We start from the raw sequence: 19,950 nt of genomic DNA, 5'->3' as shown, positions 1-19,950 counted from the left end.
TTCGTTCTTCTTGGTCGTTGAACCAACTACCGGAGACCTCTTCGTTCAACGATCACCGACACGCCTCACACGTGATCTTTCGAAACACGGCCTAGCGGCACTGCGCGAGCATGGCGTTCTTGTCGGCCCTGGTCACGGGCAGGTCGTACTTGAGCGCGACCTGGGCGAACCGGGTGACGTACGCGCAGCGGACACGGCGCTGGGGAGGCAGCCACCCGGCTGGGCCGGAGGCGTCCTTCTCCTCGTTGGCGCGGCCGTCGACGGGTAACAGGTTGAGCGGGTCGTTGGCGAAGTCGAGGCGTTTCGACATCGGCCAGCGCGGCGCGCCCATGCGCCAGCCGTAGTTGAGCGGCACGACGTGGTCCACCTGCACCTCGTCGGCCTGCGCCTTGTGCCAGGAGATGAGCCGGCCGGTGTAGGGGTCGGTCAGCTCCAAGGCGACGACCTCGCAGCTCGACCCGGGCCGGTACTCGACGCCGGTGCCGTCGCGGGCGAGCAGGTCGTCGCGGGTGCGGCAGCCGTTGCGGGCGAAGGGGACGCCGGTGGCGGTGTCGGCCCAGTTCTCGCCGTACCGGCTGCGGGCGTAGCCGGTGTTGGGGCCGCGGCCCTTGACGCGTAAGCGGCCGATGAGGGCGCGCGCCCTGGCCTTGTCGCCGTCGGACAGGACGGGGGCGAGGCCGGGCAGCGTCCCGCTGGCGTTGCTGAGGGGGCTGGCGGCGGTGGCGGCGGGGCTCTTGGCGCTGCCGACGAAGGAAGCGACGATGACGGCGCCGGCGAGGATCGCGATGGCGTCCTTCGTGCTCAAGCAGCCCTCCGTGGCTCCCGCGGGCGAAGTTGTCTAGAGAATTCCCGCCATCGCCGGATTTGACACAGGAAGGCTTCTGTCACTGATCGACCCCGCGCCGCCTCACCCGCACTCCCCACCGCTCACGCAGCTTCCCCACGCCTGCCCAGTGCACGACGACGCCCGGGATCGTGAAGACCGCCGATCCCCATCCCCGCTGCAGGAACACGTTGACGATCGCCGGCGGCAACGGCGGGCCCAGCACGCCCCACGTCCGCCACTCCGGGCCCAGGACCCAGCACGCCAGACGGTGCAGCCGGAACCATCGGGGACGCAGCGGCTCCTTCAGGGCCGCCCGGAGCCGCCACACCCCGGCGTACCGGGCTCTGTGGGCGGGCGGCGCAGCCCGAGACTGTCGCGAAATCCGCGATCTAGTGAAGGGTTTGGCGGAAGAAGTCGAGCAGGGCCTTTCGTTGCAGGTGGAGGGCTTGCTGGGGGGCGATGGTGCCGTACTGCTCGGGGGTGGGGTTGGGGTCGAGCCATTCGCCGTCGGAGAAGGTCAGGTGCTGAGCGCCGGCCAGCCGGATGACCCGGCCTGGCAGCGGAGGGTGGCGGTCGGCTTGGGCGGAGGTCAGCGACAACAGGGGTTTGGCGATCGGCCGGCGGCTGACGTCGCCGAAGATCGGCTCGGTCCAGGGGCCGTCCAGGTTGACACCGGCGATGATCCGCGGGTCTTCGTGCATCGCCGCGACCGTCTCCACGCCACCGAAGGAGGCGCCGAACATGCCCACTCGTGCCAGGCCCAGCTGGTTCAGGACGAAGCGCACGTCGGCGACCCGGGTGGCGACCTCATGAGCGGTGTCGGGGTCTTTGACCTCGTCGACGATGCGGCCATCGGGAAACTCCACCTCCTCGGCATAGTGGGTGTGGTCGATGGTGACGACCTGGTAGCCGTGGCTGGCCAGCTCCTCCACCAGGACGGTGTTGCCGGTCCGGGTGTCGTGAGAGCCGTGGGCGTACACGATGACCGGGTGAGCGCCAGGGGCGATCGGGGCGTTCAGGCAGGCGTGGGTGACGGGCAGCTTCACCTCGTCGGGGATCGCGTTGATCTGCCGGGTCCGCGCCTCGGCGCCTTTGGTCATGTACGGCGCGAGCGTTCCGCTGGATGCCGAGGTGGGATACCAGAGCTGAACCATCAGTTCACGCACCGGTCGCCCGTCCACCCAGTCGTCGCGGCGGGTGGAGTCCACCAGCCGCAGCATCCTGGTGCCGATCTTGTTCGGGCCGGTGGGCGGCGGCAGGGTGAGCTGCGCGCTGGTGATCCCGGGCGGCGGCGTGGGCTTGCCGGATTGGTCAGCGGCGCTGGAAGAGGTGTGGGAACAGGCCGACATGGTGAGGATCGCCACCGCACTTATGATCAACATTTTCATGCTTTGAGGATCGGGAAGTACTCGGGGACAGTCATCCTCCCCTGGAATGAGCAATCCCCGAGGTGGCTGCTCGGGGATTCCCCTACGGGCAGCGGCGCGCTCCTCACCCCGCCGCCCGTCCCGGCACCGCCCGGCCGGCACAAGGGGGAGCCTGCCGCGACAAGCCGGGCGATCCGGTGCCGGCTGCGCTGGTCGTCCGGCTCCGAACCTGATCTGACAGACAGTCCCTAGGCGCGGGGCCCGGCCGGCTCCGTGGCCTCGACGGGCTCGGCGGCCTCGTCCGGGGCGGGTTCGGGGCGGGGCGGGCGGACGTACGTGCCGTTGCGGCGGGCCACCAGTTCCTCCAGCAGCTCGTCCCACTTCTGGCCCACCGCGTGCACGTCGTACGTGCGCGCCGTCTCCAGCGCGGCCGCCGCCAGCGACCGGCGCAGCGGCTCGTCCTCGATGACCCGCATGATGGCGGCCGCCAGGTTGGCGTTGGTACGCGGCTTGACCAGCAGCCCGTCCACCTCGTCGGTGATCATCTCCTTGGGCCCGTGCGGGCTGTTGAAGCTGACGATGGCCAGCCCCTTGGCCATGGCCTCAAGGATCGTCATCGGGAAGCCCTCGTGCCGCGAGCTGAGCACGAAGATCGACGCCTTCTCCAGCTCGGCCCCCACGTCGCTGGTCGGCCCCGGCAGCTCCACCTTGCCCTCGAGCCCGGCCTCGACGATCTGTGCCGCCAGGTTGTCCTCCTGCGGCCCGGCGCCGAAGATGCGCAGCTTCCAGTCGGGGTGCGCGGCGGCGACGGTCTCCCACGCGGTGATCAGCCGGTGGAAGCCCTTGAGCCGGGTCATCCGGCCCACGGCGACGACGACCTTGGCGTCCAGTCTGGACACCTCGCCGCTCATCGGCGGGACGGCGTTGGGGATGCGCGCCAGCTTCTTCGGCTTCTTCGGCAGCGTGCTGCGGTAGTCGCGCAGGTCGGCCTTGGTGAGGGTGACCAGGGCGTCCATCCGCCGGTACCGCCACTTGATCAGCTTCTGCATCGGCTCGGCCTGGGTGCGCAGGGCCACGTGCTCCTGCCCGATGGTGATCACGCCCGGTTGCGCTAACTGCGCCATGGCCAGGTTGAGTCCGGGACGGGTGGCCATGAGCACGCCGCTGTCGAGCGAGCGGATGTAGCGGGCCAGCTTGTAGTCGGTCCACAGGTTGAAGCGGTGGTAGGCCGTCTCCTCCGGCGGGATCAGCTTGCTGGGGAACTTCGACAACATCGCCCGCAGCGGATCGGGGCTGGGCTTGAGCCGGTCGTCGAGGAAGCGGAAGCGCACCCGCGGGTCGATCGGGAAGAACGGCTCCTCGGCCTCCTTCAGGATGCTGACGATCTCGACGTCGTGCTTTTCGGCCAGGTAGCCGGCCAGGTTGAACACCGTCCTGATCGTGCCGCCCATGCCGTTGGCGTGCAGGAGCAGGATTCTGATGCGGTCGGTCGACGGCGGCGGCGCGTTGCGTGCCTTGCGGCGGTTGTACCCCCGGTACAACCGGACCATCGCCGACTTCCCCCTGCGTGCCAGTGCGCGCACCTGGACGATCCCCCTCGTGCTCGGTTGCATTCGCATGCGCGCGGAGCCGGTCGTCAGGCCGCGCGCGGGCGGAGTGCACATGTCATCCCCTGTGCGCTTTCCCCGCCTATGATCTTTAGACGCCCAAGAGGTTCCTAAGGTTGCATACCTGGCCGATGCGACGGATCCGGCGTATGCGGCGAATGCTCGGCGAGCAGCCCCAGGGCGACGTCGATGGCCCGCTCCAGCTGCGTGTCCACGCCCTTGGCGTAGTCCTGCGGGGTGATGTCCACCTCGATGTCGGGATCCGTGCCGTAGTTCTCCACCTGCCAGCCGACGTCGTCGAAGGCGAAGGAGAACTCCGGCTGCGTGGTCACGGTCCCGTCGGCGAGCCGGTGGCGCGGCCAGATGCCGATCACCCCGCCCCAGGTGCGCTTGCCGACCAGCGGGCCCAGCTTGAGCAGCTTGAAGGTGTGGCTGAAGATGTCGCCGTCCGAGCCCGCCCACTCGTTGGTGATGGCCACCAGCGGCCCGCGCGGCGACTCCGGCGGGTACGGCTCCGGGTCCCCCCACCGCGGGTAGTCGTAGCCGAGCCGCCGCCTGGCCAGCTTCTCCAGCAGCAGCGCCGAGACGTGCCCGCCGCCGTTGAAGCGCACGTCCACGATGAGGGCGTGCCGGTCGTACTCGGCCAGGAAGCCCCGGTGGAACTCGCCGAACCCCTCGGTGCCCATGTCGGGGACGTGCAGGTAGCCGATGCGCCCGCCGGAACGCTCGTGGCACTCGGCGCGGTTGAGGTTCACCCAGTCGCGGTAACGGGCCGGCTGCTCGTCGGCCAGCGCGCGCACGGTCACCGTGAACACCCGCTCCTCGCGCCGCAGGGTCAGCTCCACCTCCTCGCCGGCCTGGTTGACCAGCCGCTCGTTCGGGGTGGCCGCGCGGCCGATGGGCGCGCCGTTGATGGCCAGCACCGCGTCCCCCGGCCGCACGTCGAGCCCCAGCCGGTTCAGCGGCGAGGTGGCCTCGGGGTCCCACGGGTCGCCGGTGACGATGGCGTGCACGCGGTAGACGCCGTCGCGGTAGTCCCAGTCGACGCCCAGCTTGCCCTGGCTGTAGTCGGGCCCGGGACGGTACTCGCCGCCGCTCTCGTAGGCGTGGCTGGTGCCCAGCTCGCCGTGCAGCTCCCACAGCAGGTCGGAGAACTCGCCCCGGGTGGTGACCCGGTCCACCAGCGGCTCGTAGCGCCGGTACACGCCCGGCCAGTCGACGCCGGCCATGTCCTCGGTCCAGAAGTTCTCCCGCTGCAGCCGCCACGCCTCGCGGAACATCTGCCGCCACTCCGACTCCGGCGCCACCGACACCTTGATGCGCGACAGGTCGATCCAGCCGCTCTCGCGTCCCGGCGGGTCGTCGTCGTGCTCGGGCACCTCGCCGGCCCTGACCACGCGCAGCCGGCTGCCGGCCCGGTACAGCAGCGTCTTGTGGTCGCGGCCCAGCTCGAACGCGGTGACGCCGTCGGCGAACGTCTCGTTCCTGCCCTTGGCGAAGTCGTACAGGTGCAGGGTGTTCTCGCCCTCCAGGGGGCTGGTCAGCAGCAGCGCCTTGCCCTTGAGCCCGGCCACGCCCTCGTAGCGGCCCTCCGGCAGCGGGAAGGCGGTGACGCGGGCGGCCAGCCCGTCCAGGTCCACCCGGACGGCCTCCGCCGGCTCGTCCTCCTCCTCGTCCTTGCCGTTGAGCGGACGCCGTCCGGGCACGAACGGGTCGGGCGCGTCGGCCCGCAGCGCGATCGCGTACGGCCGGGTGCCGAGCGGGAAGCCCAGGTCGAACTGCAACTGGTCGTAGACGGGCGAGAAGACCCGCTGGCCGATGAAGTACAGGTAGCGGCCCTGAGGGTCGAAGGCCGGCATCGAGTCCTTGAGCACCGGCTCGGAGGCGGCCACCGTCCGGCCGGTCTCCGGGTGGTGCAGCTTGATCGCGGTCGTCTGGGCGTTGAGCGGCCCGGCGTAGGCCAGCCACTGGCCGTCGTGCGACCAGGCCGGGTCCTCGGGGGGCCCGTGCGGGTTGCGCTCCACCAGCGTGGCCGCGCCCGTGGCCAGGTCCAGCAGGTACAGCTCGTGGCGGTGGTTGACCACGGCCACGCGGTCGTGCGCGGGGTCGGGGACCAACTCGTTGATCCGGCCCAGCCGGGCCACCTCGACGCCGCAGCCGCCCTCGTGGCCCTCCAGGATGACCAGCGTCTCCTCGTCGGACTCGCCGCTGGCCGCGGCGATCAGCCGCACGCCGTCGTTCAGCCAGGTCAGGAAGCGGTAGCGGACGCCGTCCGGCTCGCCGTGCTGGCTCACCGGGCCCTCCCAGTCGGCCATCGCGTACGCCTTGCCGCGCGAGGTGATCGCCAGCGCGCTGCCGTCCGGGCTGAGGGTCGCGCTGTCGAGGAAGTCCTCGGCGTCGACGAACCGGCGGTTGCGCTGCGTCCTGGAGCTGGCCAGCCGCACCTCCAGCCGCCTGGGCCCGTCGTCCGGCCCGTCGTCCGGCCCGTCGTCCGGCCCGTCGTCCGGCTCCAGCAGGTACAGGTCGGCGCCGGCGTGGTAGACCAGCCGGTGGCCGTCGCCGGACAGGTTGCGCGCGTAGTAGTCCTCGTGGTGGGTGTGCTTGCGCAGGTCGCCGCCGTCCGGAAGGCAGGAGTAGACGTTGCCGACCCCCTCGTGGTCGGACAGGAAGCAGACCCGCCGGCCGCTCCAGCACGGCGAGGCCAGGTTCCCCGGCAGCCGGATCAGCCGCCTGAACTCGCCGTCGCCGTCGGTGTCGATCCACAGGTCGCCGACCGTGCCGCCGCGGTAGCGCTTCCAGCGCGCGGGGTCGGCGGTGTTGCGGCCGAGCACGATCATCCCGTCGGGGCCGTGGGCGATCGAGTTCGCCGGTCCGTACGGCAGCCGCTGCGGCACCCCGCCCGGCGCCACCCGGTGCAGCCATTTGCGCCCGGCGAACGGCTGGGACTGGTCGCTGGCGTACAGGATGCGGCCCTCGTGGTCCCAGCCGGTGACCGTGCAGCGGGCGCCGTGGAAGGTGACCCGGCGCGCGGCGCCGCCGACGGCCGGCATCACGTAGACCTCCTCCGGGCCCTCCTCCCGGCCGACGAACGCGATCTGGTCGCCGCGCGGGGAGATGCGCGGGTAACCGGCCTCGGCGGCGCCGGCGGTCAGGCGGAACGCGCGGCCGCCCTGGGCCGAGACCATCCACAGGTCGTCCTCGGCGGCGAAGACCACCACGTCCTGAAAGACAGTGGGAAAGCGGAGATAGGCCGACATGTGCGCAGCTCCTCTTCCACCGGACAGCCGGGGGCCGCCGGCCCCCGGCTGCGCGATTCACCTCACGGGGTCAGCCCTCGTCGGTCCTTCGGGTTTCCTTCTTGGTCTCCTTGGCCTGCCGGCTCGTCTTGATCGCCTGCTTCTTGGCCTTGCCGGACTTGGTGGCCGGTTTCTTCTTCGTATCAGCCATCGTTTCCCCCTGTAACGATTGCGCCCGATTGGCACACTATGGCGGATTAATACCCATCTATCCCCGATATCCGACATACCGCCTATCGGGTATGAATCGGGCGATCTCCGGACGGACGTGACCACCACATCCCCTCGCCGCGCGACAGGCCCGGCAGCCGCCGCTCGGCCTCGTGCACGGCCGCCGCCGGGATCTCCCCTTCGAGCACCCACGTCCCGTCCCGCCTGCTCGTGCCGTCCAGGACCGCGCCCAGTCCGGCCAGGCGGGACGACACGGCGGCGAAGGCGTCGGCGGGCACCTCCGCCTCGAAGCGGTGACACGGCTCGTACACCCTGGTCCCGGCCCTGCGCAGCGCCTCGGCCAGCACGACCCGCGCCTGCCCGCGGAAGTCGCCGGCGGTCGTGACCGGGGAGGCGTAACCCGTCGCCGTCAGCGTGACCAGCACGTCGGTGACCGGCCACCCGCGCGGCCCCGCCCCCAGGCCGTGGCGCACGCTCTCCTCGATCGCCCGGTGGAAGGCCAGCGGCAGCGAGCCCAGATCGACCTCCAGCCGGTAGAGCACGCCCGAACCCGGCGCGGCCGGCTCGACCCGCAGGCCCACGGTCGCCATGAACGCGTCCCCGGCCTGGCGCATCTCCTCCCTGGCCGCGCCGGTGCCCGCCGGACGCTCGAAGTGCACCGGACGGCTCGGCTCGAACTCCGCCTCCACGCCGAAGTCCCTGGCCAGGGTCTCGCCGATGACCTCCTTCTGGACCTCGCCGTACAGCAGGACCGACGTCCGGCCGCCGGGCAGCGTACGGGTGCCGATCAGGGGGTCCTGCTCGGCCAGCGCGACCAGCGCGGCGTGCAGGCGCGGCTCCTGGCCGGGGACCCGGGGGCGTACGACGGTCTCCAGGCTGGGCGGCGTGAAGTGGGCCTGCCCCGCCGGGCCTGGCTCGCCCAGCCGGTCGCCGACCCGGATCTCGGGCACGCCCCGGACCGTGGCGATGTCGCCCGCCACCGCCACCCGCGCCCCGGACCCGACGACGGCCACCCCGCTCGGCCGCCCCTCGAACGCGTGGACGCCCCCACCCGGCTCCCGCCGCAGAAACGTCACCCGCTCCCGCGCCCGCAGCTGCCCGCCCCACATCCGCAGATACGCGACCTTCTCCCCACCCCGCCCCCGCTCCACCGCGAACACCGCAGCCGTCGCGGCCGTCGCCGTCGCCGTCGTGCGGTCGATGCTTCCATCCGCACCGACCGGCGGCTGGGGAACCGCGGGCAGCAGCCGGACCGCCCCGAGCAGCTCGGCCACCCCCTGGCCGGTGATCGCCGACCCGAACAACACCGGATGGGCATCGCCCGCCGCGCACTGCGCCGCAAGCGCCTCCCGTACCCGCCCCGCCCCCGGAACCACGTCATCGACGAGCAACTCCAACAGCCCGTCATCCCCCTCAGCCAGTACCTCAGCCGCCGCCACCTCAGCAGCCTCCACGCCGTCCTCTGCGCCGGCCCCGTTGTCGGCCCTCAAGTCGGGCTGGGTGTCGCCTGGGTCGGCCCCTGCGCTGCCCCTCCCGTTGCCCCCCGCACCGTCCTCCACCGCGGGCCTCGCGGTGGCCTCCGTCCTGGCGGGCTCCACCTCGACGGGCCCAGCGGCCCGCACCACCTCCTCCGAGCCCCCGCCCGCCACCCCTGGGCGGGGAGCACCCCCAGAGACGGGGGAGCGCGTGGCGACGGCCGGTTCGCCGGAGGCCGCCCCGGAAGTCGAGGAAGAAACGGTGAGGGGTCCGGCGGCGGAGGCCGGGTCGCCGGCAGCGGCCCCCGAGGACGGGGGACCGGAGGAGATGGGACCAGAGGGAGCCGGATCGCGGGGAGCGGAGCCCGGAGGCGGGGGAGTGAAGGCGAGGGGGTGAGGGGGCAAGGCGCTCGGGGCGGTGCCGAAGGGGGGTGGGGCGAAGGTGAAAGGGGGCGGGGCGAAGGTGAAGGGGTGGGTGGTGGCGGACGGGCCGCCGATGCCGCTCACCGTGTTGAGCGGGACCACCCGCGGCGACAACCACCGCCGGATCTCGGCGAGCACCCCCGCCTCCCGCGCCCCCATCCGGTCGATCTTGTTCACGAAGATCACCGTGGGCAGCCGCAACCGCCGCAGCGTCTTCATCAGGACCCGCGTGTGCGGCTGTACGCCCTCCACGGCCGACAACACCAGGACGGCGCCGTCGAGCACGCCGAGCGCGCGTTCGACCTCGGCCACGAAGTCGGCGTGGCCCGGCGTGTCCACCAGGTTGACCCGCAGGTCGCCCATGGTGAACGAGGCCACCGCCGAGCGGATGGTGATGCCGCGGCGGCGTTCGATCTCGCCGCTGTCGGTCTGCGTGCTGCCGTCGTCGACGCTGCCGAGGCGCGCGATGACCCCGGTCTCGAACAGCAGCCGCTCAGTGAGGCTGGTCTTGCCCGCGTCTACGTGCGCGAGGATGCCGATGTTGAGGATGTGCATGAGTGGTGGAGCCCTCGAGAACTCTCGTGCCAATGGGGCGCTGGAAGATCTCTGGGCGGCGCCGCATCTCATGCTCCTGAACGTCGTCCGGCTGGTGCCCGGTCATCCTGTCACCGGGGCGGGCCGGCGGACCACCGATTAAACCGGGTCACAACAGGCGAAGCTGCTCCGGCTCTGCGGCGGGCGCGACGGGCGTTCGGCGGGGCGGCACGCGGCGGGCCATGGCAGGCGTCGCTCTGCCGACCCCGTGGCGGCGGGCCAGCTCCTTGACCTGGGCGACGACGCGGTCCTGGTAGGAGGCGGGGGCGTAGGCGCCGCGGCCGTACAGCTCCAGATAGCGCGGCACCAGGCGCGGGTGCTCGCGCCCGAGCCAGCTCAGCCACCACTCGCGCGCCCCCGGCCGCAAATGCAGGACGATCGGGGCGATGTGGGTCGCGCCGGCCTCGGCGATCTCCTTGACCGTGCGTTCGAGCTGGGCGGGGGAGTCGGTCAGGTACGGCAGGATCGGCGCCATCAGCACCCCGCACGCCACGCCGTTGTCGTTGAGCGTGGCGCACGCCTCCAGCCGCCGGCGCGGGTTGGGCGTGCCGGGCTCGACCCCGCGCCACACCGCCTCGTCCACGAAGCCGACCGACACGCTCGTGCTGACGTCGGTGACCTCGGCCGCCTCGGTGAGCAGATCGAGGTCGCGCAGGATCAGCGTGCCCTTGGTGAGCACCGAGAACGGGTTCGCGGCGTCGCGCAGCGCGGCCAGGATGCCCCGCATGAGCCGGTAGCGGCCCTCGGCGCGCTGGTAGCAGTCGACGTTGGTGCCCATGGCCACGTGGTGGCCGCCCCAGCGGGCCGCGGCCAGCTCCTTGCGGGCCAGCTCGGCCGCGTTGACCTTGACGACGATCTTCGAGTCGAAGTCGGCCCCGGCGTCGAGGTCGAGGTATTCGTGCGTCTTGCGGGCGAAGCAGTAGACGCAGCGATGCCCGCATCCGCGGTAGGGGTTGATCGTGTACTCGAACGGCACCCGGCTGGCCCCCGGCACCCGGTTGATGACGGACCGGGCCTGGACCTCGTAGAAGGTCATCCCCCTGAACTCGGGCGTGTCGAACGTACGGGTGACCGCGCCGCGGGCGAACAGCGGCACGGCAGGATCGGCCTGACCAGGCCCGGCCAGGCGCAGGTTGTCCCAGCGCATCCCATGATTAGAACAAAAGTTCGAGCGTGATCGCAAACCGAAAAGAGGCGGTAATTAGGGGGTCACGTCAAGGCTAATGATCTTCATGGTTGGGGAGGAACACGCCACAGTGCTTGCGTTCCGGAGGTGCGTCTATGGCCTGGTCGCAGGACGAGGAGCGAATGCTGGCCCAGATCGAGCAGCACCTCGTCGACGACGATCCGCGGCTCGTCGCCCGGCTCGAATCGTTCAACGAGCGGGCGCGTCGCAGCGAGGCGCGGGCGAAGGGGCAGCCGGGCCACAGGCGGCCACGCCGGTCGACGGTCATCATCGTGATCAGCTGGGTGCTCATCGCGACGCTGGTGGCCACCCTGCTGATCATGGTGCTCCAGCACGAGGCCGCCACCGCCGTGGCCCTGGCCGCCTCGCGCTGACCTCTCCCGAATCGTCCGCCTGCTTCAGGCCGTGCGGACGGTCGGCTCGTGGCGTACCGGGAAGTTGACCGAGGCGGCGATGAAGCACGCCCTGTGGGCGTCCTCGTGCAGGCGGGCGGCGGTCTCGGCCATCTCCGGCGCGGCCACGGTCACCTCGGGGCGGAGCACGACCTCGGTGAAGTGGCCGCCGGCGCCGCTCTCGGCCATGGTGCCCGCCGCGTGGTCGGCGTACGCGGTGACCACCACGCCCGCCTCGGCGCACAGGTGCAGATACCACAACATGTGGCACTGGGAGAGCGAGCCGACCAGCAGCTGCTCGGGGTTCCACCGGGCGGGGTCGCCGCGGAAGGCGGGGTCGGAGCTGCCCGCGATGACCTGCCGGCCCTCGGCGGACAGGTCGTGGTCGCGGTCGTAGTCGCGGTAGCCGCTGGTGCCGGTGCCCCGGTTGCCGGTCCAGGTCACGGTGGTGGTGTACGTGTGGTGGCGGGTCATGCGGTTTCGTCCTTGCGGTGAGTGACGGCGCGTGTGTCGAGGACGTGCGCGCGGGCGATGGCCGCGGCGTCCTGCGGCCGGGCCTCGGTGATCGCGGCGAGAAGCTGTTCGTGCTGGCCGGAGACGTGCGCAGGGCGGGACGGCGGCGCCAGCGAGCGCAACGTGGACACCTGGATCTGGTCCCACACGCGCTCCAGGGTGTGCAGCGCGACGGCGTTGGCCGCCAGCTCGGCGATCCGCCGGTGGAAGCGGCGGTTGAGCCCGACGGCCTCGCCGAGCCGGCCCTGCGCGGTGGCGGCCGCCGTGGCGTCGGCGACCTGCCGCAGCGAGGCCAGGTCGGCGGGGGCGATGCGGCCCTCGCTCTGGCGGGTGGCGGCCAGCTCGGCCGTGAGCGCCTCCAGGGCCGCCCGCACCTGGTAGGCGTCCTCCAGTGCGGACGCCTCCAGGGCCACGACGACGACCCCGCGCCCGGCCGGGCGCACCAGCCCGTCGGCGGTCAGCGCCCGCAGCGCCTCGCGCACGGGGGTGCGGCTCATCTCCAGGCTCGCCGCGACCTCCGTCTCGGTCAGCCGCGCCCCCGGCGGGTAGGTCCCGTCGAGGATCAGCTCCCGCACCCGGCTCCAGGCCACATCGCTCTGCACGGGCGCGACTCTAACGCTTTGCATACATTGCATGCAATGCGTGCGACTGTCTTGTGAGGAGCTGTCCTTGAGGAGAGGTCAGAGGCCCTTGAGGAAGGTCGCCGCCACCGGGGCCGCGACCTTGCCGCCCGTGCCGCCCGCCTCGACGACCACCGCGAAGGCCACGTCGCCCTTGAACCCCATGAACCAGGCGTGGGTTTCGAGCTTGTCGCCGGTGCCGAACTCGGCCGTGCCGGTCTTGCCGTGGGTGCCGGCGGGCAGGCCGCTGCCCCTGGCGGTGCCCTTGGAGACCACGGCCGCCATCATGCTGTGCAGCTGCTCCTTGACCCCCTTGGGCAGCGCCTGCTCGCCGGCCTTCTGCTTGAGCGAGGGCACCAGCGTGGGCGGCCGCCACGTGCCGTCGGCGATGGCCGCGGCGACCGAGGCCATCGACAGCGGGCTCGCGGTGATCCTGGCCTGGCCGAAGGACTCGGCGGCCAGCTCGGCGTCGGACTGGGCCCGCGGGAAGCTGGCCTTCGTGGCCGGCACGCCGATGTTGAGCGGCTGGTTGAAGCCGACGCCTTCCGCCGTCCTGAGCAGCTTGTCGGCGCCGAGCCGCTGTTCGGCCAGCGGCGCGAAGGTGGTGTTGCACGAGTGGGCGAAGGAGTCGAGGAACGACAGCGAGCCGAACTCCTCCTTCTCCGAGTTGCGGATCTTCAGCCCGCCCACGGTGGCGTACATCGGGCAGGTGACCTTGTCGCCGGGCGACAGGCCGGCCGCCAGCAGGCCGATCGCGGTGACCGCCTTGAACGTGGAGCCGGGCGGGTAGCGGCCGTCGAGGGCCCGGTTGAAGCCGCCCTGGTTGTTGACCACGGCCAGGATCTCGCCCGTGGAGGGCCGGATGGCGACCATGGAGGTGGGCTTGGGGACGTCTTTGACCGCGGTGACGGCCGCCGCCTGCGCCCGCGGGTCGAGCGAGGTCTCGACGGGCTTGCCGTCGGTGCCCTCGATGGTGCCCAGGGTCTTGCCGCCGAGCTGGATCTGCGTGGTGGGGGTGCCGGCCAGCCGCTTCTGGAACGTCTCCTGCAGGCCGCCGCGCCCGATCGCCTGCCCCACCTTGTAGGAGGTGCCGAGCTTGGCGACGTCCTTCTTGGTGGCCTTGTCGAGGTAGCCGACGAGCTGCTGCACCGAGCCGCCGGACGTGCCGGTGTCGATGCGGCCGCCGTCGGCGTCGGTGATCTTCGCGCGCTGCGGCCAGCTCGTCTTGACGGCGAAGGCCGCCCCCGGGGTCAGCTGCGGGTGCAGCGTGGCGGGCCGCCAGTCGACCTTCCACGTGCGGTCGGCCACCACGAGGTCGAGCTGCCCGTCGTAGGACCAGGAGCCGATGTTCTTCAGCGCCAGGGTCGCGGTGTAGGGGACCTTGGCCCGGCCGTCGCCCTCGACGACCCGCCCCAGCTTGACCGTGGCCGACTCGACGCCGAGCGCGGCGCGCTGCTGGTCGTAGGCGGTGAGCTGCTGCTGGGTGGCCAGCTCGGCGGTCATGGCGGTCTTGTCGCCGGCCTGCCAGGCGGCGGCGAAGCGCTGCGCCGTCTCGCCCGGCGTGCCCTTGGTGCGCAGCAGGTAGTAGGCGCCCCCGCCCGCGGCCCCCGCCACGAGCACGGCGGACACCGACACGATCGCGATGGTACGGCCCCGCGCCACTGGTCAGCCCCCCGGTCCTCGACGTCAGGTGTCAGAGCCTAGCGGTGACCGGTCACGTGGTTCCATTGGCGGCCTTGAAGCTGGAGGCGTACGCGGGCACGTACTCCTGCCCGGACAGCTTCTGGACGGCCTCCATGACCTCGTCGGTGACCCGGCGCCGGTCGCGCGCCTTGGTGTGGTCGCCCTCGAAACGCATGGGCCGGCCGATGGAGATGCCGATCTTGGCCGGCCTGGGCACCTTGGCCCCGACCGGCAGCACCTTCTCGGTGCCCTTGAGCGCCACCGGCAGCACGGGCGCGCCCGTCTTGAGCGCCAGCCAGGCCACGCCGACCTTGCCGCGGTAGAGGCGGCCGTCGGGGGAGCGGGTGCCCTCGGGGTGGATGCCGAACAGCTCGCCGCGCTCCAGCAGCTCGGCGGCGGCGTCGAGCATGGCCTGGGCGGCGTGGGCGCTCTCGCGGTCGATCGGCAGGCTGCCGCCCAGGCGCATGAAGAAGCCGGAGACGGGGTTGCCGTCGAAGTACTCGTTCTTGGCGGTGAACGTGACGCGCCGGGGGAGCAGCGCGGGCAGCAGGAAGGAGTCGAGCACGGAGAGGTGGTTGGCCGCCAGGATGGCCGGGCCTACCCTCGGTACGTTCGCGGCGCCGGTGATGTGCGGCCGGCACATCGCGTGAGCGAGCGGCGCGGCGGCGAACTTGACCACTTCGTACAGCAACGGGCTCTCCTGGATCATGGGCAGTCAACCTTGCCACCCTAAGGCAGCCGGGCGCCCGGAAAGCTTTAAGGCCGATGTGGTGGTCGCCTCCTCGGCGAGGTGCACAACACGGTTCCAGCCGAACGGTATTCCGTGAAGGCGGTAATTTGCGGCCCGGGGGACACAGCCACATCGGCATTTCCGAGTTAAGCACAGCCTCTGGCGTTGGAGGTAATCGTGCCCGCCGGATGGGGCGCGCGTGACCTGCGCGCCGGAGCTCAGGGGCGGGCGGGGCCGTCCATGAGCAGCGCGTAGGCGTGTTCGGCGGCGCGCACCGCCTCGGCCTCGGCCTCGGCCAGGGGGCGGCCCCCGGCGAGCCACGCCCAGGTGCGGCGGGCCAGCACCCGCTGCACGGCCAGCGCCTGGGCCGCCAGCAGCGCGGCGGTCAGCTCGTCCATGCTCTCGGCCAGGGCCTCGGCCAGCTCGGCCTCGTCCTGGGCCATGTGGTGGAACAGGCGGACGGCCAGGCTGGGCGTGTCGAACACCATGCGGTGGAAGGCCAGCACCTCGGGATGGTCGTTGAGCCCGGTGACCGGGTCGTGGGCGGCCAGGCCGTCGAGGTGGTGGCGGCGCAGCGCCGCGACCGGGTGCTCGCCGGGCGCCCGGCCGCGCACCACGCGGGCCGCCTCGCCCTTGTGGTCGGCGAACCGGTGCAGGACGAGGTCCTCCTTGGTCGGGAAGTACTTGAACAGTGTCGGCTTGGACACCCCGGCCGCCGCCGCGATCTCGGTCACCGGCACCTCGTCGAAGCCGCGTTCCAGGAAGAGCGCGATCGCCGCCGTCGAGATGGCCTCGTGCACCCGCTGCCGCTGCAGCTCCCGCAGTCCCGTCATGACCGCACTCTATCAAAGTGTTAACCTGGTCAATGTCTTAACCGAGTTAACGCTTTGGGGGTGGGCATGGGAACGCTCGACGACGAACGGCGTCACGTCGAACGGTGCAGGGCGGGGCTGCGCAGGATGCTGGAGGGCGCGCGGGAGAACGTGATCGTCGGCGAGACCGTCGCCGGCGACCGCTACAGCGCCGAGCGGCTCGGCCGCCATCTCAAGAGCCTGGCCAAGGAGCTGAGCGAGGAGCCCGACGGGCCGCCGTTCTTCGGCCGGCTCGACTTCGGCCAGGACTCGGCCGAGCACCGCGGGCGGGCGTACCACATCGGCCGGCGGCACATCGCCGGCGAGCACGGCGGGCCGCCGGTGGTGATCGACTGGCGCGCGCCCGTGGCGCGCGCCTTCTACCGCGCCGGCGCCCGCGACCCCCAGGGCGTCGAGGTGCGCCGCCGTTTCGGCTGGTCGGGCAGCACACTGACCGGCTACGAGGACGAGCGGCTCGGCGCGGGGGAGGAGGGCGGCGGCGCGCTCCTGGCCGCCGAGATCGAACGCCCCCGCGTCGGCCCGATGCGCGACATCGTCGCCACCATCCAGCCCGAGCAGGACGACCTCGTCCGCGCCGACCTCGACACCACCATCTGCGTCCAGGGCGCGCCCGGCACCGGCAAGACCGCCGTCGGCCTGCACCGGGCCGCCTACCTGCTGTACGCGCACCGCCGGCGCCTCGAACGCTCCGGCGTCCTGGTGCTCGGCCCGAACCGGACCTTCCTCGGCTACATCGCGGCCGTGCTGCCCGCGCTCGGCGAGGTGGACGTCGAGCAGACCACCCTGGAAGGGCTGCTCGGCGCCTACCCCGTACGGGCCGTCGACTCCGCGGCGGCCGCGGCGGTCAAGCACGACGTCCGGATGGCCGAGGTGCTGCGCCGCGCGCTGTACGGCCGCATCCGCAGGCCCGCCGAGCCCGCCGTGGTGGCCGACGACTCCTACCGCTGGCGGGTCGGCGAGGACGAGCTGCGCCGCATCGTGGAGGACGCCAGACGGGCCGCGCTCCCGTACGGGATCGGCCGCGAGCGCGTCAGGGCCAGGACGGTGGCGGCGATGCGGCGGCAGGCCGAGGCCCGCGGCCGGACGTGCAACGCCGCCTGGGAACGCCGGATCGGCCGGGCGCTCGCCCCGGCGCTCGACGCGACCTGGCCCGCCGTCCGCCCCGAGGACGTGCTGCACGAGGTCCTCAGCGCCCCGCCCGAGGGCCTGCTGACCGACGCCGAACGCGCCGCGCTCGCCTGGCCCGGCCCGCCGCGCGGCGCCAAGAGCGCCAAGTGGACCGAGGCCGACCTGGTGCTGCTGGACGAGCTGGCCTGCCTGCTCGAACGCCCCCGCGGCTACGGCCACGTCATCGTGGACGAGGCCCAGGACCTGTCGCCCATGCAGTGCCGCGCCGTGGCCAGGCGCAGCGAGCACGGCTCGCTCACCGTGCTCGGCGACCTGGCCCAGGGCACCACGCCGTGGGCGGCCAGGTCGTGGCCGGAGCACCTGGAGCTGCTCGGCAGCCCCGGCGGCCGGATCGTCGAGCTGACCACCGGCTTCCGCGTGCCCGGCGTGGTCGTGGAGCTGGCCAACACGCTGCTGGCCGCGCTCGACGCCGACGTGCCCCCCACCCGCTCCCACCGCTCCGACGGCAGGCTGCGCGTCATCGCGACGGCCGAGCTGGAGAAGGGGGTCGTGGCGGCCGTACGGGAGGCGGGCGGGTTCGAGGGGTCGATCGGGGTGATCGCGGCCGACGCCCACGTCGAGGCGATCACCTGCGCGCTCTGGAACGAGGGGCTGGACCTCGGCGAGCGGCTGAGCGTCATGCCCGCCTCGATGTGCAAGGGCCTGGAGTACGACCACGTGGTGCTCGCCGAGCCGGCCGCCGTCGTCGCGGCCGAGCCGCGCGGACTCAACCGCCTGTACGTCGCCGTCACCCGCGCGGTCTCCCGGCTCGACGTCGTCCACGCCGAACCCCTTCCCCCTCAGTTTTCCCGCCCGTCAAAACCCTTCTGAAATGGGCAGATGTCGGGACTCGGCGGCTCGACAGGCCCACGGCTCTGGTGTGTGATGTGATTCACTTCACGAGGGAGCCGGAGAATGACCGCTTCGCAAGACCCGCCCCCGGGCGACGACGAGCACACACGTGAAGGGCGCCGGCCGCAGCCGCCGCCCTACACCCGGCCGCCGCAGCGGCAGGGCGCCCAGATCCTGTCGATCATCGGGTTCGTCAGCGCCGCGGTGGCCATCCTGTTCATCCCGATCCTGTTCGGCCTGGCCGGCATCGTGCTGGGCATCGTCGGCCACACCCGCGGCGAGTCCCTGGGCAAGTGGGCCGCCATCGCCGCCGCGGCCTGCATGGTCGTCGGCATGGTCCTCGGCGCGCTGGCCACGCGCGCGCTGGGCTCCTGACCCGCTGTGCCCGCGTGAGCTCCGCCGTCGCGCGGGCACAGGGCCGCGTCCCGGAATGAAGCGCGCCTCCCGGGTGCTGTCAGGGACGCAGTCGCTCATGGAAGAAGGCGTTAACCATGTCCCCGCAGGTGTCCCCGCAGGTGTCCCCGCAGGCGGACGCGGCCCATCTCATCGTGCGAGCCCTGGAGGCGGAAGGCGTCGAGTACGTCTTCGGCATCCCCGGCGAGGAGAACATCCACTTCGTCGACGCGCTCAACGACTCCTCCATCCGTTACGTCCTCGTCCGGCACGAGCAGGGCGCGGCGTTCATGGCCGAGATCTACGGCAGGCTCACCGGCAAGGCGGGGGTGGCCTCGGCCACGCTCGGCCCCGGCGCGATCAACCTGCAGCTCGGCGTGGCCGACGCCACCACCAACAGCACCCCCGTCGTGGCGATCACCGCCCAGGTCGGCCTCGACCGCATCTACAAGGAGTCGCACCAGGTGGTCGACCTGGTGTCGCTGTTCCGGCCGATCACCAAGTGGGCCGACCTCGCCCCCACGGCCCTGGCCCTGCCGGAGATGATCCGAAAAGCGTTCAAGACCGCCCAGACCGAGCGGCCCGGCGCCGTCTACCTGGCCATCCCCGAAGACGTCGAGTCGGCCCCCGTGCCGGCCGACCTCGGGCCGCTGCCGGTCAACGTCGTACGCCCCCAAGACCCCTCGGCCGCGCAGATCGCCCGCGCCGCCGACGTGCTGGCCCGCGCGCGCCGGCCGATCGTGCTGGCCGGGCACGGCGCCGGCCGGGCCGGGGCGGCCGCCGCGCTGGTGCGCTTCTCCGAGCGGCTCGGGCTGCCGGTGGCCACCACGTTCAACGGCAAGGGCGTCTTCCCCGACGACCACCCGCACGCGCTGGGCGCGGTCGGCTTCATGCGGCACGACTACGTCAACTTCGGCTTCGACGAGGCCGACGTGCTGATCAGCGTCGGCTACGAGCTGCAGGAGTTCGACCCCGTCAAGATCAACCCGAACCGCGACAAGGAGATCATCCACCTCCACCGGTTCCCCGCCGAGGTCGACGACCACTACCCGGTGGCCGTCGGGGTGCACGGCGACATCTCCCGGTCGCTGGACGCGCTCGCCGACGCCGTCCCGCGCCGCTTCGAGCTCAACGGCACCGGCGAGAAGATCCGCCGCCTGATGCGCGAGGAACTGGAGCAGGGCCGCTCGGAGGACGGCTTCCCGCTGTCGCCGCGGCGCGTGGTCGCCGACATCAGGCAGGCCATGGGCCGCGAGGACATCGTGCTGGCCGACACCGGCGCGGTGAAGATGTGGATGGCCCGCATGTACCCGACGTACGAGCCCAACACGATGCTGGTCTCCAACGGGCTGTCCTCGATGGGGTTCTCGGTGCCCGGGGCGCTGGCCGCCAAGCTGGCCTTCCCCGAGCGCAAGGTGCTGGCCGCCACCGGCGACGGGGCGTTCCTGATGAACTCCCAGGAGCTGGAGACGGCCGTCCGCGAGCGCATCCCGATCACGGTCCTGGTGTGGGTCGACGACGCGTACGGGCTGATCGAGTGGAAGATGGACCTGGAGCTCGGCCGCCACTCGGGCATCCGCTTCGGCAACCCCGACTTCGTCGCCTACGCCGAGAGCTTCGGCGCCCGCGGCTACCGGATCACCAGCGCCGGGGAGCTGCTGCCCACGCTGCGCAAGGCGCTGGCCGACGAGACGGTGTCGGTGATCGCGGTGCCCGTCGACTACGCGGCCAACCTGGAGCTGACCGGCAAGCTCGGCGAACTCACCGGCCCCTTCTGACCAGC

General features: G+C 72.1%; 16 protein-coding genes. 4 read left to right on the top strand and 12 right to left on the bottom strand.

Annotated features, from left to right (window positions below; all coding sequences use genetic code 11):
• Positions 1-91: 91 nt before the first annotated feature.
• From ABT158_RS19995 to ABT158_RS19965, 7 genes are all read right to left on the bottom strand, one after another.
• Positions 92-805: an HNH endonuclease family protein gene (locus ABT158_RS19995; RefSeq protein ID WP_352355306.1), complete on the bottom strand. Its 714-nt coding sequence runs from the start codon at positions 803-805 to the stop codon at positions 92-94.
• Between the two features lie 79 nt (positions 806-884).
• A complete protein-coding gene (locus ABT158_RS19990; RefSeq protein WP_352355304.1) occupies positions 885-1,154 on the bottom strand; it encodes a hypothetical protein in 270 nt (89 codons plus the stop codon).
• 61 nt (positions 1,155-1,215) lie between these two features.
• Positions 1,216-2,214 carry an alpha/beta hydrolase family protein gene (locus ABT158_RS19985; protein ID WP_352355302.1) on the bottom strand — a complete coding sequence of 333 codons (999 nt, stop codon included), beginning with the start codon at positions 2,212-2,214 and terminating at the stop codon, positions 1,216-1,218.
• A gap of 227 nt (positions 2,215-2,441) precedes the next feature.
• Positions 2,442-3,776 (bottom strand): glycosyltransferase family 4 protein, encoded by a 1,335-nt coding sequence (locus ABT158_RS19980; RefSeq protein ID WP_352355300.1) that lies wholly within the window; start codon positions 3,774-3,776, stop codon positions 2,442-2,444.
• 134 nt (positions 3,777-3,910) lie between these two features.
• Positions 3,911-7,057 (bottom strand): S41 family peptidase, encoded by a 3,147-nt coding sequence (locus ABT158_RS19975; protein ID WP_352355298.1) that lies wholly within the window; start codon positions 7,055-7,057, stop codon positions 3,911-3,913.
• A 272-nt stretch (positions 7,058-7,329) separates the two neighbouring features.
• The gene (locus tag ABT158_RS19970; RefSeq protein WP_352355296.1) at positions 7,330-9,720 is read right to left on the bottom strand and encodes a GTP-binding protein; all 2,391 of its coding nucleotides are present in this window, start codon (positions 9,718-9,720) and stop codon (positions 7,330-7,332) included.
• Positions 9,721-9,868: 148 nt separating this feature from the next.
• Positions 9,869-10,906 (bottom strand): Rv2578c family radical SAM protein, encoded by a 1,038-nt coding sequence (locus ABT158_RS19965; RefSeq protein WP_352355294.1) that lies wholly within the window; start codon positions 10,904-10,906, stop codon positions 9,869-9,871.
• Between the two features lie 134 nt (positions 10,907-11,040).
• Between ABT158_RS19965 and ABT158_RS19960 the strand changes: the two genes are divergently transcribed.
• A complete protein-coding gene (locus ABT158_RS19960; protein WP_352328164.1) occupies positions 11,041-11,319 on the top strand; it encodes a DUF3040 domain-containing protein in 279 nt (92 codons plus the stop codon).
• A gap of 24 nt (positions 11,320-11,343) precedes the next feature.
• On the opposite strand, the gene ABT158_RS19955 is transcribed toward ABT158_RS19960, so the two are convergent.
• The 5 genes from ABT158_RS19955 to ABT158_RS19935 all read right to left on the bottom strand — a co-directional run bounded on the left by ABT158_RS19955 (position 11,344) and on the right by ABT158_RS19935 (position 15,716).
• Positions 11,344-11,811, bottom strand: a complete 468-nt coding sequence (locus ABT158_RS19955; protein ID WP_352355291.1) for an OsmC family protein — start codon at positions 11,809-11,811, stop codon at positions 11,344-11,346.
• Positions 11,808-12,452, bottom strand: coding sequence for a GntR family transcriptional regulator (locus ABT158_RS19950; protein ID WP_352355289.1), 645 nt, complete (start codon positions 12,450-12,452; stop codon positions 11,808-11,810). The genes ABT158_RS19955 and ABT158_RS19950 overlap by 4 nt, the downstream gene beginning before the upstream one ends.
• A 78-nt stretch (positions 12,453-12,530) precedes the next feature.
• A complete protein-coding gene (locus ABT158_RS19945) occupies positions 12,531-14,105 on the bottom strand; it encodes a penicillin-binding transpeptidase domain-containing protein (RefSeq protein WP_352355287.1) in 1,575 nt (524 codons plus the stop codon).
• A 79-nt stretch (positions 14,106-14,184) separates the two neighbouring features.
• A complete protein-coding gene (locus ABT158_RS19940) occupies positions 14,185-14,862 on the bottom strand; it encodes a lysophospholipid acyltransferase family protein (protein WP_352355285.1) in 678 nt (225 codons plus the stop codon).
• A 239-nt stretch (positions 14,863-15,101) separates the two neighbouring features.
• Positions 15,102-15,716, bottom strand: coding sequence for a TetR family transcriptional regulator (locus tag ABT158_RS19935; RefSeq protein ID WP_352355283.1), 615 nt, complete (start codon positions 15,714-15,716; stop codon positions 15,102-15,104).
• Between the two features lie 66 nt (positions 15,717-15,782).
• Between ABT158_RS19935 and ABT158_RS19930 the strand changes: the two genes are divergently transcribed.
• From ABT158_RS19930 to ABT158_RS19920, 3 genes are all read left to right on the top strand, one after another.
• Positions 15,783-17,753 carry a HelD family protein gene (locus ABT158_RS19930; RefSeq protein WP_352355281.1) on the top strand — a complete coding sequence of 657 codons (1,971 nt, stop codon included), beginning with the start codon at positions 15,783-15,785 and terminating at the stop codon, positions 17,751-17,753.
• 84 nt (positions 17,754-17,837) lie between these two features.
• Positions 17,838-18,149: a hypothetical protein gene (locus ABT158_RS19925; protein ID WP_352355279.1), complete on the top strand. Its 312-nt coding sequence runs from the start codon at positions 17,838-17,840 to the stop codon at positions 18,147-18,149.
• Between the two features lie 116 nt (positions 18,150-18,265).
• Positions 18,266-19,945 carry an acetolactate synthase large subunit gene (locus ABT158_RS19920; protein ID WP_352355277.1) on the top strand — a complete coding sequence of 560 codons (1,680 nt, stop codon included), beginning with the start codon at positions 18,266-18,268 and terminating at the stop codon, positions 19,943-19,945.
• The last annotated feature ends 5 nt before the right edge of the window (positions 19,946-19,950 follow it).

This window comes from Nonomuraea sp. NPDC001636 (assembly GCF_040298265.1).
GTDB lineage: Bacteria > Actinomycetota > Actinomycetes > Streptosporangiales > Streptosporangiaceae > Nonomuraea.
This window is presented reverse-complemented; position numbering and strand designations above follow the sequence as displayed.

Excerpts from the sequence above, each read along its gene's own strand:
- ABT158_RS19985 (WP_352355302.1), bottom strand. The coding sequence starts at position 2,214 with ATGAAAATGTTGATCATAAGTGCGGTGGCGATCCTCACCATGTCGGCC.
- ABT158_RS19975 (WP_352355298.1), bottom strand. The coding sequence starts at position 7,057 with ATGTCGGCCTATCTCCGCTTTCCCACTGTCTTTCAGGACGTGGTGGTC.
- ABT158_RS19970 (WP_352355296.1), bottom strand. The coding sequence starts at position 9,720 with ATGCACATCCTCAACATCGGCATCCTCGCGCACGTAGACGCGGGCAAG.
- ABT158_RS19965 (WP_352355294.1), bottom strand. The coding sequence starts at position 10,906 with ATGCGCTGGGACAACCTGCGCCTGGCCGGGCCTGGTCAGGCCGATCCT.
- ABT158_RS19960 (WP_352328164.1), top strand. The coding sequence starts at position 11,041 with ATGGCCTGGTCGCAGGACGAGGAGCGAATGCTGGCCCAGATCGAGCAG.
- ABT158_RS19955 (WP_352355291.1), bottom strand. The coding sequence starts at position 11,811 with ATGACCCGCCACCACACGTACACCACCACCGTGACCTGGACCGGCAAC.
- ABT158_RS19940 (WP_352355285.1), bottom strand. The coding sequence starts at position 14,862 with ATGATCCAGGAGAGCCCGTTGCTGTACGAAGTGGTCAAGTTCGCCGCC.
- ABT158_RS19935 (WP_352355283.1), bottom strand. The coding sequence starts at position 15,716 with ATGACGGGACTGCGGGAGCTGCAGCGGCAGCGGGTGCACGAGGCCATC.
- ABT158_RS19930 (WP_352355281.1), top strand. The coding sequence starts at position 15,783 with ATGGGAACGCTCGACGACGAACGGCGTCACGTCGAACGGTGCAGGGCG.
- ABT158_RS19925 (WP_352355279.1), top strand. The coding sequence starts at position 17,838 with ATGACCGCTTCGCAAGACCCGCCCCCGGGCGACGACGAGCACACACGT.
- ABT158_RS19920 (WP_352355277.1), top strand. The coding sequence starts at position 18,266 with ATGTCCCCGCAGGTGTCCCCGCAGGTGTCCCCGCAGGCGGACGCGGCC.